The organism is Streptomyces sp. NPDC057854, assembly GCF_042797055.1.
Classification (GTDB): Bacteria; Actinomycetota; Actinomycetes; order Streptomycetales; family Streptomycetaceae; genus Streptomyces.
In genome coordinates this window covers 221,272-238,079 of the sequence record NZ_JBHVMF010000006.1, presented here as the reverse complement: position 1 = coordinate 238,079, position 16,808 = coordinate 221,272, and the positions used below count along the sequence as shown (strand labels likewise).

Here is a 16,808-nt window from a genome sequence, read left to right as displayed (position 1 = left end):
GGGGGCCGGCGCCTTTCTCCTGCGCGGGCGCCGTGCGCCCGCACGCTCCGGCCTACTGGCCGGCGTACTTCTTGCTGACCTCGTCGAAGATCGCCTTGGCCTCCGGACCCAGTCGGGGCCCCGCCAGCCAGCCGGCCGTCGACGGGCCGATCGAGGTGTTCGACACCAGCGCCGGCTGCCCGTCCTTGCCCTGCGCGACCCAGCCGCCACCGGACGAACCGGCCGTCATCGTGCACCCGATGCGGTACATCGTCGGCTGCTCCGCCTTCAGCGACAGCCGGCCCGGCTTGTCCGCGCACTGGAACATCTTCTGGCCGTCGAACGGCGGCGCCGCCGGGTAACCGGTCGCCGTGATCGACGCGATCTTCGGCACCGCCGGGGCGTTGAACTCGACCGGCAGGGCAGCGCCGACCGTCTCCTCCAGCGACTTGCCGGACGAGCCCTTCTCCGGCGTCACCTGGATGACCGCGAAGTCGTACGGGGCGCCCGCGCCACCGGTGGACGCGCCCTGCGCGATCCACTGGTCCGACGTCTTCACCCAGTCCGCCCACCACACGCCGTACGGGGCGATCTGCTCACGCGACGCCTTCTCCAGCGCGGCGGTCTCCAGCGCGGCGTCGTTGTAGGACGGGACGAAGGCGATGTTGCGGTACCAGCCGCCCTCCTTGCCCTTGTGGACGCAGTGACCGGCGGTCCACACCATGTTCGACTTGCCCGGGTGCGCCGGGTCCTTCACCACGGTCGCCGAGCAGACCATCGAACCGTCGGGCCCGTCGAAGAACACCTTGCCGGACGCCGGCGAGTTGTCGTGGTACTTCGCCGGCACCGCCTTGGCCTTCACCGGGTCGGGCGTCGGGTCGGTGACACCCTCGTCACCCGAGATGTCCTCCTCCTCGACCGGCCGCTCGGGACGCTCCGCGTCCCGCATCCGGTCCGGGTCCCAGAGGTCCTCGATGATCGGGTTGACGAAGTCCTTCGCCTCGCGAAGCCACTTGTCCTTGTCCCAGTTCCGCCACTCGCCGTCGCGCCACTTGTCGATGTCGATCCCGTGGTCCTTCAGCCGCTGCTTCAGGTCCTCCGGGATCTTGATCTTGTCGACCGGGTTCTCGTTCACCGGCGCGCTGGGCTTGTCTCCCGCGTTCTCCTCGGTCGGGCCGCAGGCCGCCGTGGTCAGCGTCAGCGCCGCGACGGCGGACGCCGCCATCAGCAGCGGACGAATCGATCGCATCTCGTGATCCCCCTGGGACTCCATCGACTGTGCATGTCTGAGCTTCGGTCGCACCCCTGTCCGGAGGGACACGGGAACGACGGCCCCCACTATGCCGGTGCCGGAGGGGACGGTACGCGCCCAGGACCCGGTTCCCGAGCCGGTACGGCCGTTGCCATGCCGTGATCCGCGACACGCCAAGGATCTTGCCTCCGGCCCGTGTTCCCCGGCAGTTCCCGTCGTTAGGTACGGACGGGGACACAACGGCGGCGCCCGGAGCGGCCTTTGGACACGGCCCGGCGGCCCGCCGATGTGCAACGCAACTGTTATCGCGGGAGGACACCGAGCTGTGGCCGTGACCGATTCAGCTCCAGCCGCCCCGGAGGCCGACGCGGTCGCGGGGGAGCGCACCGGAGGCCGCGCGCCGGCGGGGGAGCCCGCCGGCAGGCCGGCCGCCGCGACCCGGCGCGGCTACGGCACGGTGGCCGGGGGCGGTTACGAGGCGATCCTGCGGCGCCAGGCCCAGCGCGAGTCCAGTGCCCGCACCTACGCCCGCTCGCTGCCGATCGTCCCGGTCCGCGCCCGCGGCCTCACCATCGAGGGCGCCGACGGCCGCCGCTACCTCGACTGCCTGTCCGGCGCCGGCACCCTCGCGCTCGGCCACAACCACCCGGTCGTCCTCGAAGCCATCCACCGCGTCCTCGACTCCGGCGCGCCGCTCCACGTCCTCGACCTCGCGACCCCGGTCAAGGACGCCTTCACCTCCGAGCTGTTCGCCACCCTCCCTCCGGAACTCGCCGCCGACGCCCGCGTCCAGTTCTGCGGCCCCGCCGGCACCGACGCCGTCGAGGCCGCGCTGAAGCTCGTCCGCACCGCCACCGGCCGGCGCGGCCTGTTCGCCTTCACCGGCGCCTACCACGGCATGACCGCCGGCGCCCTCGCCGTCTCGGGCGGAGCCGAGGACGCCGGCGTCACCCGGCTGCCGTACCCCCAGTCGTACCGCTGCCCCTTCGCCGTGGGCGGCGAGCGCGGCGCCGAACTCTCCGCCCGCTGGACCGAGACCCTGCTCGATGACCCCAAGAGCGGCGTCCCCACCCCCGCCGGCCTCATCGTGGAGGCCGTCCAGGGCGAGGGCGGCGTCCTCCCCGCCCCCGACGCCTGGATGCGCCGCCTCCGGAACATCACCGCCCGGCACTCCGTCCCCCTCGTCGTCGACGAGGTCCAGACCGGCGTCGGCCGCACCGGCGCCTTCTGGGCCGTCGAGCACAGCGGCGTCGTCCCCGACGTGATGGTCCTCTCCAAGGCCATCGGCGGCTCCCTGCCCCTCGCCGTCGTCGTGTACCGCTCCGGGCTCGACGCCTGGAAGCCCGGCGCCCACGCCGGCACCTTCCGCGGCAACCAGCTCGCCATGGCCGCCGGCACCGCGACCCTCGCGTACGTCCGCGAGCACCGGCTCGCCGAACGCGCCGCCACCCTCGGCGCCCGGATGCTCGCCCGGCTCCAGGGCCTCCAGGCCGCCCACCCCTGCGTCGGCGACGTCCGCGGGCGGGGCCTCATGATCGGCGTCGAGCTCGTCGACCCCGGGGCGGCGGGCCCCGACGACACCGTGCCGCCCGCCGCCCCGGCCCTCGCCCGCGCCGTCCGGCGCGCCTGCCTGGACCGCGGACTCATCGTCGAACTCGGCGGCCGGCACTCCGCCGTCGTCCGTCTCCTCCCGCCGCTGACCCTCACCGACGAGCAGGCCACCGCCGTCCTGGACCGGTTCGCCGACGCCCTCGCCGCCGCCGAGCGGGCCCACCACTCCGGGCCGCCCGCCCCCCACCGGCCCGCCCCCGGCCCGTCCCACTGACCCGGACCGCCTCCGGCCCCCTCTCCAAGGAATCCCGCGTGAACGCCACCCCCACCTCCCAGGTGCCCGAGACCCAGACCCACCCCGACACCGAGGAGCACACGGTCCCGCGCCAGCACACCGGTCCCGCCCCCCTCCGGCCGGCCCACTCCGGAACCGCCCCGGCCGCCGGCCCGCACCGACCCGGCACCCCCGCCGCCGACCCGCTCGACGACCCCGACCCCCAGCGGGCCGCCGACACCGCCGCCGTCGAGAACCTGCTGCGCTGCTGGGTCCGGGAGAAGAACCTCCCCGCCCCCGAGACCGCCACCCTCCGCGTCCCCCTCGACGCCAGCGGCACCGCCCTCCTCGTCCCCGTCCGCTACTGGTCCCCCACCGGCTGGCACCGCTTCGGCACCCCCACCCTGGAGGGCCTGCCCTCCACCGCCCCGGCCGTCGACGCCGTCACCCTCGCCGCCCTCCTCAGCCGCGAGACCGGCCGCCCCGAGGCCACCGAACTCGTCGGCCGCGTCGCCGACTCCGCCCGCCGCACCGCCGACTTCCTCGCCGCCCGCCGCCGCGACCCCCGGCCCCACCCCGACGCCGACCTCTTCCTCGCCGCCGAACAGTCCCTCCTCCTCGGCCACCCGCTGCACCCCACCCCCAAGAGCCGCGAAGGACTCTCCGAAGCCGAGGGCCGCCTCTACTCGCCCGAACTCCACGGCTCCTTCCCCCTCCACTGGTTCGCCGTCGACCACTCCCTCCTCGTCTCCGACTCGGCCTGGACGGAACAGGGCCGCGCCGTCACCGCCGAACAGCTCGCCACCGGCCTCGCCGAAGGGCTCGCCCACCCCGCCGGCACCACCCCCCTGCCCCTGCACCCCTGGCAGGCCCGGGAACTCCTCCACCGCCCCGACGTCCGCGTCCTGCTCGACCGGGGCCTCCTCCATGACCTCGGCCCGCACGGCAGCCACTGGCACCCCACCTCCTCGGTCCGCACCGTCCACCGGCCCGGCGCCCGCGCCATGCTCAAGCTCTCCCTCGGCCTGCGGATCACCAACTCCCGCCGCGAGAACCTCCGCAAGGAACTCCACCGCGGCGTCGAGGTCCACCGCCTGCTGCGGACCGGCCTCGTCGACGAGTGGCAGGCCGCCCACCCCGGCTTCGACATCGTCCGGGACCCCGCCTGGCTCGCCGTCGACGCCCCCGACGGCACCCCCGTCCCCGGGCTCGACCTGATGATCCGGCACAACCCCTTCGGCCCCGGAGACGACGCCGTCTGCCTCGCCGCCCTCACCGCGCCCCGCCCGTGGCCCGGCGCCGCCGGCATGAGCTCCCGGCTCGCCGACCTCATCGGCCGCCTCGCCGCCCGCACCGGCCGCCCCGCAGCCGCCGTCTCCGCCGAGTGGTTCCTCCGCTACCTCGACCAGGTCGTCCGCCCCGTCCTCTGGCTCGACGGCCACGCCGGCATCGCCCTGGAGGCCCACCAGCAGAACACCCTCGTCCTCCTGGACCCCGACGGCTGGCCCGTCGGCGGCCGGTACCGCGACAACCAGGGCTACTACTTCCGCGAGTCCCACCGGGCCGAGCTGGAGGCCCGCCTCCCCGGCATCGGCGCCCACAGCGACACCTTCGTCTCCGACCAGGTCACGGACGAGCGCTTCGCCTACTACCTCGGCATCAACAACGTCCTCGGCCTGATCGGCGCCTTCGGCGCCCAGCACCTCGCCGACGAGCGGATCCTGCTCGCCGCCTTCCGCTCCTTCCTCACCTCCGCCACCGGTCTCGGCTCCCCGCTCCCGCACCGCCTCCTCGAAGCGGCCACCCTCCGCAGCAAGGCCAACCTCCTCACCCGCCTCCACGGCCTCGACGAACTCGTCGGCCCCGTCGACACCCAGTCCGTCTACGTCACCATCACCAACCCGCTCCGCCCCTGACCCCCGCGGGCGGCCCACCACCGCCGCCCCCGGCCCGCGTCCCTCCGCACGTCCCCCGTCCACCCACCGCGGGGACGCCCCGACCCCGGAAGACCCACTCCATGTCCATACCTCCGGACCACAGACCCCGCCCCTCCGCCGGCCACCACGACGGCGACCTGCTCGACTCGGTCGCCTCCTGGCCGCCGGCGGACACCCCCTTCGGCTCCTTCCGCCTCGTCCCCGTCCAGCCGGCACGTGATCTGCCCCTGCTCACCCGCTGGATGAACGACCCCGCCGTCGCGGCCTTCTGGGAACTCGCCGGACCCGAGCCCGTCACCGCCGACCACCTCCGCGCCCAGCTCGAAGGCGACGGCCGCAGCGTCCCCTGCGTCGGCGTGCTCGACTCGACCCCGATGAGCTACTTCGAGCTCTACCGCGCAGACCTGGACCCGCTCGCCCGGGCCTACGAGGCCCGTCCGCACGACACGGGTATCCACCTCCTCCTCGGAGGCGCCACCGACCGAGGCCGTGGCGTCGGCACCGCACTCCTGCGCGCCGTCGCCGACCTCGTCCTCGCCCACCGTCCCCGCTGCACCCGCGTCCTCGCCGAACCGGACATCCGCAACACCCCCTCCGTTTCCGCGTTCCTCAGCGCCGGCTTCCGCTACGCGGAAGAGATCGAACTGCCCGGCAAACGGGCCGCGCTCATGATCCGCGACCGGTTCCTTCGTCACGCCCTGTGACCGTTCTCTGTCTTTGATACACCGCTCGACCCACAGCGGTTCCCCCTTCGAGGAGTCTTTCTGTGACGATGTCCCCCGCACCCCACGACTCCGCACGACCGGCGGCGACCGCCGCCCCCGTCCTGCTCGCGCCCCCCGAGCTCAACCCCGCCGCCTGGACCCGCGCCTCCGCCCGCACCCTCGCCAAGGCCCTCGGCGAGTTCGCGTACGAGGAGATCCTCGCCCCCGTACCGGCCGGCGGCGACGCACCCGACCGGTACGTCCTCACCCTGGACGACGGCGCCCCCCTCGCCTTCACCGCCCGCCGCGGCGCCTACGGCGGCTGGCGCGTCGCCCCCGACACGATCACCCTCGACGGCCGGCCGCTGACGGACCCCCTCGCCTTCCTCGTCCGCGCCCGCCGCCTCCTCGGACTCGACGGCGCCACCCTCGGCCACCTCATCCGCGAACTCTCCGCCACCCTCGCCGCCGAGGCGCGGCTCGACCACACCGCGCTCCCCGCGCACCGCCTCGCCGACCTCCCGTACGCCGCGCTCGAAGGCCACCAGACCGGACACCCCTGGCTGGTCCTCAACAAGGGCCGCATCGGGTTCTCCGCCGGCGACGCCGCCCGCTGGGCCCCCGAGGCCCGCAACGCCACCCGCCTCCCGTGGATCGCCGTCAGCAACCGCCTCGCCGCCTACCGCGGCGTGACCGGACTGGAGACCCCCGACCTCCTCTACGCCCGCGAGCTCGACCCGCCCGTCCGGGAGGCGTTCCGCGCCGAACTCACCGCCCGCGGACTCGACCCCGACGCGTACCTGCTGCTGCCCGTCCACCCCTGGCAGTGGGACGAGATCCTCCTCCCCCTCTACGCCCCCGCCGTCGCCGCCGCGGAGATCGTCCCCCTGCCCGCCGACGGAGACCTCCGCCTGCCGCAGCAGTCCATCCGCACCTTCCTCAACACCAGCCGCCCCGACCGGCACACCGTCAAACTGCCGCTCTCCGTCCTCAACACCCTCGTCTGGCGCGGCCTCCCCACCGAGCGCACCCTCGCCGCCCCGGCCGTCACCGCCTGGGTCCACGGCCTGCGCGACGCCGACCCCTTCCTCCACCGCGAGTGCGGCGTGATCCTCCTCGGCGAGGTCGCCTCCGTCACCGTCGAGCACCCCCTCTACGACCGGCTGCCCGAAGTCCCGTACCAGTACAAGGAACTCCTCGGCGCGATCTGGCGCGAACCGCTCCGCCTGCCCCCCGGCGAACGCGCCCGCACCCTCGCCTCGCTGCTGCACACCGACCCCGACGGCCGCGCCTTCGTCGCCGAGCTCGTCGAGCGCTCCGGCCTCGCCCCCGCCACCTGGCTGCGGCGGCTCTTCGCCGCCCTGCTGCCCCCGCTGCTCCACTTCCTCTACCGCTACGGCACGGTCTTCTCGCCGCACGGCGAGAACGCGATCGTCGTCTACGACGAGCAGGACGTCCCCGTCCGCCTGGCGATCAAGGACTTCGTCGACGACGTCAACATCAGCGCCCACCCGCTCCCCGAGCACGCGTCGATGCCCGACGACGTCCGCGCCGTCCTCCTCACCGAGGAGCCGGAGTTCCTCACCCAGTTCATCCATTCGGGGCTCTTCGTCGGCGTCTTCCGCTACCTCGCCCCGCTGTGCGAGGAGCAACTCGACGTGCCCGAGGCGGACTTCTGGGGCCTCGTCCGCGCCGAGATCCTGCGCCACCAGGAGCGGTTCCCCGAGCTGAAGGAACGGTTCGAGCTCTTCGACCTGCTCACCCCGAGGATCGAACGGCTCTGCCTCAACCGGAACCGGCTGCACCTGGACGGTTACCGGGACCGCGCCGACCGCCCGCACGCCGCCGTCCACGGGACCGTTCCCAACCCCCTCGCGTGATCTCCGGGAGTGCTCCCGCTGTCGGTGCGGCCCCGTAGGCTGGGAACGCTATGACGAAGCCATCCCTCCCCGACCTCCTCCACGCCGCCGTCGCCGCCGTCGGCGGCACCGAGAGGCCCGGCCAGGTCGCCATGGCCGAGGCCGTGGCCGAGGCCATCGACGACAACTCCCACCTGCTCGTCCAGGCGGGCACCGGCACCGGGAAGTCGCTCGGCTACCTCGTGCCGGCGCTCGCGCACGGGGAGAGGGTGGTGGTGGCCACGGCCACCCTGGCGCTCCAGCGCCAGCTCGTCGAGCGCGACCTGCCGCGGACGGTCGACGCGCTCCACCCGCAGCTGCGCCGCCGCCCCCAGTTCGCCATGCTCAAGGGCCGGTCGAACTACCTGTGCCTGCACCGCCTCCACGAGGGGGTGCCGCAGGACGAGGAGGACGGCCTGTTCGACCCCTTCGAGGCCGCCGCGCCGACCAGCAAGCTCGGCCAGGACCTGATCCGGCTGCGCGACTGGGCGGACGAGACGGAGACCGGCGACCGGGACGACCTGACGCCCGGCGTCTCCGACCGGGCCTGGGCCCAGGTGTCGGTCTCCTCCCGGGAATGTCTCGGCGCGAGCAAGTGCGCGTACGGCGCGGAGTGCTTCGCCGAGGCGGCCCGCGAGCGCGCCAAGCTCGCGGACGTCGTCGTCACGAACCACGCCCTGCTGGCGATCGACGCGATCGAGGGCGCCCCCGTGCTGCCCCAGCACGAGGTCCTGATCGTCGACGAGGCCCACGAGCTGGTCTCCCGGGTGACGGGCGTCGCCACCGGGGAGCTCACGCCCGGCCAGGTGAACCGGGCGGTGCGCCGGGCCGCCAAGCTCGTGGACGAGAAGGTCGCCGACCAGCTCCAGACCGCCGCGGAGGGCTTCGAACGGGTCATGGAGCTGGCGCTGCCGGGCCGGCTGGAGAAGCTTCCGGAGGACCTGGCGTACGCGCTGGGGGCGCTGCGCGACGCGGCCCGCGCCGTGATCACCGCGCTGGGGAACACGCGGGACCGCTCCGTGCAGGACGAGGACGCGGTCCGCAAGCAGGCGATGGCCTCGGTGGAGACCGTGCACGGCGTGGCGGAGCGGATCACCCAGGGCTCCGAGTACGACGTCGTCTGGTACGAGCGCCACGACCGTTTCGGCGCCTCGGTGCGGGTCGCGCCGCTCTCTGTCTCCGGGCTGCTGCGGGAGAAGCTCTTCACCGAGCGCTCCGTCGTCCTCGCGTCGGCCACGCTCAAGCTCGGCGGGGACTTCAACGGGGTGGGCGCCTCCCTGGGGCTCGCGCCCGAGGGCACCACGGGCGACGACCTGCCGGTCTGGAAGGGCATCGACGTCGGCTCGCCGTTCGACTATCCCAAGCAGGGGATCATGTACGTCGCCAAGCACCTGGCCAAGCCGGCCAGGGACGGCGACCGGGCCGACATGCTGGACGAGCTGACGGAGCTGATCCAGGCGGCCGGCGGCCGGACCCTGGGCCTCTTCTCCTCGATGCGGGCGGCCCAGCTGGCGGCGGAGGAGCTGCGGAGCCGTATCCCCGAGTTCCCGATCCTGCTCCAGGGCGAGGACACCCTGGGCGAGCTGATCAAGAACTTCTCGGCCGACCCGAAGACGTGCCTCTTCGGCACCCTGTCGCTCTGGCAGGGCGTGGACGTGCCGGGGGCCAGCTGCCAGCTGGTCGTCATGGACAAGATCCCGTTCCCGCGTCCCGACGATCCGCTGATGAGCGCCCGCCAGCGGGCGGTCGAGGAGGCCGGGGGGAACGGCTTCATGGCCGTGGCGGCGACGCACGCGGCGCTGCTGATGGCCCAGGGCGCGGGCCGTCTGGTCCGGGCGACGGGCGACCGGGGCGTGGTGGCCGTGCTGGACCAGCGGCTCGCCACCGCCCGGTACGGCAGCTATCTGAAGGCGTCCATGCCCGACTTCTGGTACACGACCGACCGCAACCAGGTCCGGAGGTCGCTGGCGGCGATCGACGCGGCGGCCAAGGCGGACGGCGCCTGACGTCGTCCGGGTGCGGACGCGCCTCGGCCCCGGCGGGTGCCGGGGCCGAGGCGAGCCAGATGTGTGAGACGTGGAGCGGGCCCCGGGACCGGCGCAGTGGATCCCGGGGCCCGGTCGGAGCCGGCGAGGTGGGTCAGACCCGTCGCAGAACGGCGACCACCTTGCCGAGGATCGTGGCCTCGTCACCGGGGATGGGCTGGTACGCGGCGTTGTGCGGCAGCAGCCAGACGTGTCCGTCCTCGCGCTTGAAGCGCTTCACCGTGGCCTCGCCGTCGAGCATGGCGGCGACGATGTCGCCGTTCTCCGCGACGGGCTGGCGGCGGACGGTGACCCAGTCGCCGTCGCAGATGGCGGCCTCGATCATGGAGTCGCCGACGACCTTGAGGACGAAGAGCTCACCGTCGCCGACGAGCTGCCGGGGGAGGGGGAAGACGTCCTCGACGGACTCCTCGGCCAGGATGGGACCACCGGCGGCGATCCGGCCGACCAGGGGCACGTACGACGCCGCCGGCTTGCCGGTGGTGTCGGTCGGCTGGGTGCTCGGCTGGTCGGAGCCGCGGACCTCGTACGCCCGGGGGCGGTGCGGGTCGCGGCGGAGGAAGCCCTTGCGCTCCAGGGCCATCAGCTGGTGGGCCACCGACGACGTGCTGGAGAGGCCCACCGCCTGGCCGATCTCGCGCATCGACGGCGGGTAGCCGCGCCGCTGGACCGAGTCGCGGATGACTTCGATGACCCGCCGCTGGCGGTCGGTGAGGCCGGAGCTGTCGGCCCTGATGCCTGGAGGCCGTCCGGGGAGGGCGCGGGCGGGGCGCCCGGGCTCCTCGCCGTTCATGGCTGTGTCGGTCATGGCGTGCACCGGCTCGAGTCGGCCCTGGGAGCGGTCCTGGGCGGTGATGGTGGCGCTGTCTGCGGTGGTGGTCACGTCGTCGGCCCCTCTCGAATGGTCTCCCTGGCTGGCACAACGGTAGTAGCTTTCGAAAGGTTGCGCCAAACACACGTTCGAGTGAAAATCCGCAGATTGCCTTACGGGTGTGCGGGTGGGGGTGTATGGGGAGCAGGCCCCCGGAGGCGGGAGCCGCCCTTACGGTAGCCTTCGCGGCTGGGTTCCCAGGTCCCGGCGCGCCCTCCCAGTCTCCCATCCGCGGAGCACGGGCGCGGCTCCGGGGTCCCCGCGACACGCGGGGGCGTCGCACCGGCCCCAACCCAAGATCTAGTGGTTGGATGTCATCGGCCACCCAGGGATAGTGGTCCCCGGTCTGCCGGGGCTCCTGCCATCGCCTATGCTGGTGGTCGCTTCGAGGGCCTTGACGGGCCGCGCGAGGCTGTTCAGTCGTGCCGTGAGGAAGAGGGTCGTAACCGATGCACTGCCCCTTCTGCAGGCACCCCGACAGCCGGGTCGTGGACAGTCGCACCACCGATGACGGCACGTCGATCCGACGCCGCCGGCAGTGCACGGACTGCGCCCGCCGTTTCACCACGGTGGAGACGTGTTCGCTCATGGTGGTCAAGCGCTCCGGCGTCACCGAGCCCTTCAGTCGCACCAAGGTCATCTCCGGCGTCCGCAAGGCGTGCCAGGGGCGGCCGGTCACCGAGGACGCCCTGGCCAAGCTCGGCCAGCGGGTCGAGGAGGCGGTGCGCGCCACCGGTAGCGCCGAGCTGACCACCCACGACGTGGGCCTGGCCATCCTCGGGCCGCTGCAGGAGCTCGACCTCGTCGCGTACCTGCGCTTCGCCTCCGTCTACAAGGCGTTCGAGGGGCTCGAGGACTTCGAGGCCGCCATCGCGGAACTCCGCGTGCGGCCTCCCGCTGAGAACGGCGGGACCGGCACCCCCGAGGTGCCCGTTCCCGCCGGCGCCGCCGACTGACGGCGGTCCGGGCCCCTCGCGGGCCCGGGACCGGCCGTGGTGCGGCCGTGAAGACCTGCCCCGGGTGACCTGTGCGGCGCCCGCGGGTCAAGCAGTACAGAACGAAGTACAGACAACGGTGCTCTGGGACTATCTGGGCGCCAAAGGGTGTTTTGCCCGTATATGGGAGGCGGCATGACAGAGACGGCGAGCGGCCCGGCACGTGGTTCCCGCACCAAGGGAGCCAAGGCGGCGAGCAAGGGCCTGCGGATCGAGCGCATCCACACCACCCCCGGCGTGCATCCGTACGACGAGGTGAACTGGGAGCGCCGTGACGTCGTCATGACCAACTGGCGCGACGGCTCGATCAACTTCGAGCAGCGTGGCGTCGAGTTCCCCGACTTCTGGTCGGTGAACGCGGTCAACATCGTCACCAGCAAGTACTTCCGCGGGGCCGTCGGCACCCCGCAGCGCGAGACCGGTCTCAAGCAGCTCATCGACCGCATCGTGAAGACCTACACGAAGGCCGGCGAGGACTACGGGTACTTCGCCTCGCCCGCCGACGCCGAGATCTTCGAGCACGAGCTCACCTACGCCCTGCTCCACCAGATCTTCAGCTTCAACTCGCCGGTCTGGTTCAACGTGGGCACGCCGCAGCCCCAGCAGGTCTCCGCCTGCTTCATCCTGTCCGTCGACGACTCCATGGAGTCGATCCTCGACTGGTACAAGGAAGAGGGCATGATCTTCAAGGGCGGCTCCGGCGCCGGCCTGAACCTCTCCCGCATCCGCTCCTCCAAGGAGCTGCTCTCCTCCGGTGGCAACGCCTCCGGCCCGGTCTCCTTCATGCGCGGCGCCGACGCCTCCGCGGGAACGATCAAGTCCGGTGGTGCCACCCGCCGCGCCGCCAAGATGGTCATCCTCGACGTCGACCACCCGGACATCGAGAACTTCATCGAGACCAAGGTCAAGGAGGAGGAGAAGATCCGCGCGCTGCGCGACGCGGGCTTCGACATGGACCTGGGCGGCGACGACATCACGTCCGTCCAGTACCAGAACGCCAACAACTCCGTCCGCGTGAACGACGAGTTCATGAAGGCCGTCGAGTCCGGCGGGAAGTTCGGCCTGCGCGCCCGCATGACCGGCGAGGTCATCGAGGAGGTCGACGCCAAGGCGCTCTTCCGCAAGATGGCCGAGGCCGCGTGGGCCTGCGCCGACCCGGGCATCCAGTACGACGACACGATCAACCACTGGCACACCTGCCCCGAGTCCGGCCGCATCAACGGCTCGAACCCGTGCAGCGAGTACATGCACCTGGACAACACGTCCTGCAACCTCGCCTCGCTGAACCTCATGAAGTTCCTGAAGGACGACGGCAAGGGCAACCAGTCCTTCGACGTCGAGCGCTTCGCCAAGGTCGTCGAGCTCGTCATCACCGCGATGGACATCTCCATCTGCTTCGCCGACTTCCCGACCCAGAAGATCGGCGAGAACACCCGCGCCTTCCGCCAGCTCGGCATCGGCTACGCCAACCTCGGCGCCCTGCTGATGGCGACCGGCCATGCGTACGACTCCGAGGGCGGCCGTGCCCTCGCCGGCGCCATCACCTCGCTGATGACCGGCACCTCGTACAAGCGCTCCGCCGAGCTCGCCGCGGTCGTCGGCGCGTACGACGGCTACGCCCGCAACGCCGAGCCGCACCAGCGCGTCATGAAGCAGCACGCCGACGCCAACGACAAGGCCGTCCGCATGGACGACCTGGACACCCCGATCTGGGCCGCCGCCACCGAGGCGTGGCAGGACGTGATCCGCCTCGGCGCCAAGAACGGCTTCCGCAACGCCCAGGCGTCGGTCATCGCCCCGACCGGCACCATCGGCCTCGCGATGTCCTGCGACACCACCGGCCTCGAGCCCGACCTCGCCCTGGTCAAGTTCAAGAAGCTCGTCGGCGGCGGCTCGATGCAGATCGTCAACGGCACCGTCCCGCAGGCCCTGCGCCGCCTGGGCTACCAGGAGGAGCAGATCGAGGCGATCGTCGCCCACATCGCCGAGCACGGCAACGTGATCGACGCCCCCGGCCTCAAGACCGAGCACTACGAGGTCTTCGACTGCGCCATGGGCGAGCGCTCCATCTCCGCGATGGGCCACGTCCGCATGATGGCCGCCATCCAGCCCTGGATCTCCGGCGCCCTCTCCAAGACCGTGAACCTGCCGGAGACCGCCACGGTCGAGGACGTCGAGGAGGTCTACTTCGAGGCGTGGAAGATGGGCGTCAAGGCGCTCGCGATCTACCGCGACAACTGCAAGGTCGGCCAGCCGCTCTCCGCCAAGAAGAAGGAGGACGAGAAGGCCGAGGTGACCGCGAAGACCGAGGCGACGATCCGCGAGGCCGTCGAGAAGGTCGTCGAGTACCGCCCGGTCCGCAAGCGTCTCCCGAAGGGCCGCCCGGGGATCACCACCTCCTTCACCGTCGGCGGCGCCGAGGGCTACATGACCGCCAACTCCTACCCGGACGACGGTCTCGGCGAGGTCTTCCTGAAGATGTCGAAGCAGGGTTCGACCCTCGCGGGCATGATGGACGCCTTCTCCATCGCCGTCTCCGTCGGTCTGCAGTACGGCGTCCCGCTGGAGACGTACGTCTCGAAGTTCACCAACATGCGCTTCGAGCCGGCCGGCATGACCGACGACCCGGACGTGCGGATGGCACAGTCGATCGTCGACTACATCTTCCGCCGCCTGGCGCTGGACTTCCTGCCCTTCGAGACCCGCTCGGCCCTCGGCATCCACTCTGCCGAGGAGCGCCAGCGCCACCTGGAGACGGGCTCCTACGAGCCGTCCGCCGAGGACGTCGACGTGGAGGGTCTGGCCCAGTCCGCCCCGGTCGCCACGGAGCTGAAGGCCGTCGCCGCCCCGGCCCCGGCCGTCAAGGCCGAGGTCCCGGCCCCGAAGCAGGCGCACACCTCCGCGGAGCTCGTGGAGATGCAGCTCGGCATCAGCGCCGACGCCCCGCTCTGCTTCTCCTGCGGGACGAAGATGCAGCGCGCCGGCTCCTGCTACATCTGCGAGGGCTGCGGCTCGACCAGCGGCTGCAGCTGACCCGCACCGCGTCAGCCGACCTGCTCGTCGGCTGACGCGTGACGGACGGAGGGGACCGGCCCAGGCCGGTCCCCTCCGGCGTGCGCGGTACAGGCGTGAGGTGTTCCGCGTCCCGGGGCGGGCGACCTCAGGCGCGCGGCGTGCCCATCAGGGAGCCGAAGGACTGCGGGTCCGTGTCGAAGCCCCGCGGCAGGGGGCGGAACGTCCAGCCGGACGAGGCCTCGCGGACGAACTCGACGACCGTCGCGGCCGTCGCGTCGGCGACGCCGGCGAAGTCGTAAGCCAGCAGTTCCGTGTAGCCCTCGCTGACCCGGACCGAAGCCTGTGCTATCCGGCCGAAGGTCACCCGGCCGCCGCCCTGCTGTATCACCACGCCGACCACCACGCGCGCGTACCGCTCGGCCAGACGGTCCAGTTCGAGCGTCATCGCCTCGTCGTAGCCGAATCCCTGCCCCGTGCGGCTGTCGCGCAGGAGGGTGATCGTCCCGTCGGGGGAGCGGCTGCCGAAGTGGACCAACTGCGCGGGCGTGCCGTGCGGGTCCTCGGCGGTGAAGACGGCGGCGACGAGATCCAGGTCGTGCGCGGGCGCGCCCGCCGGCGCCGGGTCCCACCGGAGCGCCACCTCCACCTTGCCGACGCCCTTGCTGAGTCCGCTCACGCTGCCTCCCCTTTCCCCGTGTCCCCGTGCAGACCCTTCGCCCCGGGTCTGTCCTCATGGTGTCACGCACCTCCGACAGCCGGGCCGGCCGCGCCCGCCTCCGCGGTGCACACGTGCCGGAACCGGGCGCCCGACTGGCTGGAATCAGACGTCTCCTGACGAGGGGTCACGCGGGGCCCCGTCTGTGGAGACGGTCTGCCGGGGCGCTCGCCGGACCCGTACGATGGCGCGGTGCTGGTCAAGTGGATTCGCTGCACCGTCGTGGACCGTCGAGGCTTCGAGCGGGGGCAGCGGAAGTGGGCGGGGCTGCTCGGGGAGCCGGGTTTCCGGGGGCAGGGCGGCGGCTGGAGCCGGGCCCGTCCCGAGATCGCGCACGTCTTCTCCTTCTGGGAGAGCCGGGCCTTCTACGACTCCTTCATGGCCCGCTCGCACGACCGGCTGGCCGCGGCGCAGTCCGGCACGTTCAAGGACGCCCAGGTCAGGCTCTTCGATCACCGTTTCGACGTGAAGACCGGTTTCGAGCCGAAGTTCTCGGACGCGGACGTGGCGCGGGTGGCGCACTGCCGGATCCACGAGGAGCGCGTGGAGCACTTCGCGCTGATGCAGGAGAAGGTGTGGAACCCGGCGATGGCCGGTTCCCCGGGCATGCTGCGGGGGCTGTTCGGCGAGGCGCCCGGCCACGAGTTCCTGGTGCTGTCGCTGTGGAACTCCGTCGCCGAGCACGGCAAGTACCGCGAGGAGCGGGTGGAGCGCCTCGGCCTGCGGGCGCAGACCGAGGCCGACGTGGCCGCCCTCTCGGGCGACGTGGTGCGGCTCGAACCCGCCTGGACGGTCTGAGCGCGCCGTGGCCCCGCTCCGGCCTTCGCGGGGGCGGCCGGTACGCCGGACGGGCTCCGGCCGCCTCCTCGGCTGAGCCGAACGGGACGCCCCCCTTTAGGGTCGGACCATGGCACGACCGCGGCGCATCGTTCTCGTACGGCACGGGGAATCCGAAGGCAATGTCGACGACACCGTCTACGAGCGGGAGCCGGACCATGCCCTCCGGCTGACCGAGCGGGGCCGGCGGCAGGCGGAGGCGACGGGGGAGCGGCTCAGGGAGCTCTTCGGCGACGAGGCGGTCAGCGTGTACGTCTCGCCGTACCGCCGCACCCACGAGACGCTGCACGCCTTCCGGCTGCCGCCGGGCCGGGTGAGGGTCCGGGAGGAGCCGCGGCTGCGCGAGCAGGACTGGGGGAACTGGCAGGACCGGGAGGACGTACGGCTCCAGAAGGTCTACCGGGACGCGTACGGGCACTTCTTCTACCGCTTCGCCCAGGGCGAGTCGGGAGCCGACGTGTACGACCGGGTCGGGGCCTTCCTGGAGAGCCTCTACCGGAGCTTCGAGGCCCCCGACCACCCGCCGAACGTCCTGCTGGTGACCCACGGGCTGACCATGCGGCTCTTCTGCATGAGGTGGTTCCACTGGAGCGTGGCCGAATTCGAATCGCTGTCGAACCCGGGCAACGCGGAGACCCGGATCCTGGTGCTCGGAGAGGACGGACGCTATCGGCTGGACCGCCCGTTCGAACGCTGGTGTACCCCGGAACCGTACGGCCCCACCGGATAGAGTGG

General features: G+C 72.4%; 12 protein-coding genes. 9 read left to right on the top strand and 3 right to left on the bottom strand.

Annotated elements, in window-relative coordinates:
* Nucleotides 1–52 precede the first annotated feature (52 nt).
* Nucleotides 53–1,228 carry a hypothetical protein gene (locus tag ACFVQZ_RS11790; RefSeq protein WP_030495080.1) on the bottom strand — a complete coding sequence of 392 codons (1,176 nt, stop codon included), beginning with the start codon at nucleotides 1,226–1,228 and terminating at the stop codon, nucleotides 53–55.
* Nucleotides 1,229–1,556: 328 nt separating this feature from the next.
* On the opposite strand from ACFVQZ_RS11790, the gene ACFVQZ_RS11785 reads away from it, so the two are divergent.
* The 5 genes from ACFVQZ_RS11785 (at nucleotide 1,557) to ACFVQZ_RS11765 (ending at nucleotide 9,601) form a co-directional block, all read left to right on the top strand.
* Nucleotides 1,557–3,056: a diaminobutyrate--2-oxoglutarate transaminase family protein gene (locus ACFVQZ_RS11785; RefSeq protein WP_383621304.1), complete on the top strand. Its 1,500-nt coding sequence runs from the start codon at nucleotides 1,557–1,559 to the stop codon at nucleotides 3,054–3,056.
* A 38-nt stretch (nucleotides 3,057–3,094) separates the two neighbouring features.
* Nucleotides 3,095–4,972 (top strand): IucA/IucC family protein, encoded by a 1,878-nt coding sequence (locus tag ACFVQZ_RS11780; protein ID WP_383621302.1) that lies wholly within the window; start codon nucleotides 3,095–3,097, stop codon nucleotides 4,970–4,972.
* A gap of 101 nt (nucleotides 4,973–5,073) precedes the next feature.
* On the top strand, nucleotides 5,074–5,697 hold the full coding sequence (locus tag ACFVQZ_RS11775; protein ID WP_383621300.1) for a GNAT family N-acetyltransferase: 624 nt from the start codon (nucleotides 5,074–5,076) through the stop codon (nucleotides 5,695–5,697).
* Between the two features lie 68 nt (nucleotides 5,698–5,765).
* The gene (locus ACFVQZ_RS11770; protein ID WP_383621369.1) at nucleotides 5,766–7,577 is read left to right on the top strand and encodes an IucA/IucC family protein; all 1,812 of its coding nucleotides are present in this window, start codon (nucleotides 5,766–5,768) and stop codon (nucleotides 7,575–7,577) included.
* A 50-nt stretch (nucleotides 7,578–7,627) separates the two neighbouring features.
* Nucleotides 7,628–9,601, top strand: coding sequence for an ATP-dependent DNA helicase (locus ACFVQZ_RS11765; protein ID WP_030495085.1), 1,974 nt, complete (start codon nucleotides 7,628–7,630; stop codon nucleotides 9,599–9,601).
* Nucleotides 9,602–9,734: 133 nt separating this feature from the next.
* Here ACFVQZ_RS11765 and lexA read toward each other — a convergent pair whose 3' ends face one another.
* The gene (gene lexA / locus ACFVQZ_RS11760; protein ID WP_030495086.1) at nucleotides 9,735–10,523 is read right to left on the bottom strand and encodes a transcriptional repressor LexA; all 789 of its coding nucleotides are present in this window, start codon (nucleotides 10,521–10,523) and stop codon (nucleotides 9,735–9,737) included.
* A gap of 437 nt (nucleotides 10,524–10,960) precedes the next feature.
* On the opposite strand from lexA, the gene nrdR reads away from it, so the two are divergent.
* Together nrdR and ACFVQZ_RS11750 are read left to right on the top strand one after the other, a co-directional pair.
* Nucleotides 10,961–11,467, top strand: a complete 507-nt coding sequence (gene nrdR / locus ACFVQZ_RS11755) for a transcriptional regulator NrdR (protein WP_030495087.1) — start codon at nucleotides 10,961–10,963, stop codon at nucleotides 11,465–11,467.
* Between the two features lie 174 nt (nucleotides 11,468–11,641).
* Nucleotides 11,642–14,539: a vitamin B12-dependent ribonucleotide reductase gene (locus ACFVQZ_RS11750; protein WP_383621298.1), complete on the top strand. Its 2,898-nt coding sequence runs from the start codon at nucleotides 11,642–11,644 to the stop codon at nucleotides 14,537–14,539.
* 127 nt (nucleotides 14,540–14,666) lie between these two features.
* Here ACFVQZ_RS11750 and ACFVQZ_RS11745 read toward each other — a convergent pair whose 3' ends face one another.
* On the bottom strand, nucleotides 14,667–15,197 hold the full coding sequence (locus ACFVQZ_RS11745; RefSeq protein ID WP_030495089.1) for a TerD family protein: 531 nt from the start codon (nucleotides 15,195–15,197) through the stop codon (nucleotides 14,667–14,669).
* Between the two features lie 231 nt (nucleotides 15,198–15,428).
* On the opposite strand from ACFVQZ_RS11745, the gene ACFVQZ_RS11740 reads away from it, so the two are divergent.
* The gene (locus ACFVQZ_RS11740) at nucleotides 15,429–16,034 is read left to right on the top strand and encodes a YdbC family protein (RefSeq protein ID WP_030495090.1); all 606 of its coding nucleotides are present in this window, start codon (nucleotides 15,429–15,431) and stop codon (nucleotides 16,032–16,034) included.
* Nucleotides 16,035–16,143: 109 nt separating this feature from the next.
* Nucleotides 16,144–16,803 (top strand): histidine phosphatase family protein, encoded by a 660-nt coding sequence (locus tag ACFVQZ_RS11735; RefSeq protein ID WP_030495091.1) that lies wholly within the window; start codon nucleotides 16,144–16,146, stop codon nucleotides 16,801–16,803.
* Nucleotides 16,804–16,808: the final 5 nt, after the last annotated feature.

Coding starts and splice junctions, on each gene's coding strand:
- ACFVQZ_RS11790 (WP_030495080.1), bottom strand. CDS start 1,228: ATGCGATCGATTCGTCCGCTGCTGATGGCGGCGTCCGCCGTCGCGGCG.
- ACFVQZ_RS11775 (WP_383621300.1), top strand. CDS start 5,074: ATGTCCATACCTCCGGACCACAGACCCCGCCCCTCCGCCGGCCACCAC.
- ACFVQZ_RS11770 (WP_383621369.1), top strand. CDS start 5,766: ATGTCCCCCGCACCCCACGACTCCGCACGACCGGCGGCGACCGCCGCC.
- ACFVQZ_RS11765 (WP_030495085.1), top strand. CDS start 7,628: ATGACGAAGCCATCCCTCCCCGACCTCCTCCACGCCGCCGTCGCCGCC.
- nrdR (WP_030495087.1), top strand. CDS start 10,961: ATGCACTGCCCCTTCTGCAGGCACCCCGACAGCCGGGTCGTGGACAGT.
- ACFVQZ_RS11750 (WP_383621298.1), top strand. CDS start 11,642: ATGACAGAGACGGCGAGCGGCCCGGCACGTGGTTCCCGCACCAAGGGA.
- ACFVQZ_RS11735 (WP_030495091.1), top strand. CDS start 16,144: ATGGCACGACCGCGGCGCATCGTTCTCGTACGGCACGGGGAATCCGAA.